Raw genomic sequence first — 255 nt, 5'->3', positions numbered from 1 at the left:
AGATGATCGCGTCCTACGTGGGCGAGAACAAGGAATTCGAGCGCCAGTACCTGTCGGGCGAGCTGGAGCTGGAATTCACGCCGCAGGGCACGCTGGCCGAGAAGCTGCGCGCCGGCGGCGCCGGCATCCCGGCGTTCTTCACCCGCACGGGCGTGGGCACCATCGTGGCCGACGGCAAGGAGATCCGCGAGTTCGACGGCCAGCAGTACGTGATGGAGCGTTCGCTGACGCCGGACGTGTCGCTGGTCAAGGCGC

General features: G+C 67.8%; 1 protein-coding gene. It reads left to right on the top strand.

The genetic code is table 11. The annotated features are described in order from the left end of the window. Positions 1-255 (top strand): CoA transferase subunit A (locus tag AC6LJ9_RS30820; RefSeq protein WP_498150484.1); only part of this gene is annotated, 255 nt, incomplete at both ends.

The sequence above is a fragment of the Achromobacter sp. 1011811831 genome (genome assembly GCF_059760905.1).
Note: the sequence above shows the minus strand (reverse complement) of the source record. Positions and strands in the feature narration are given on the sequence as shown.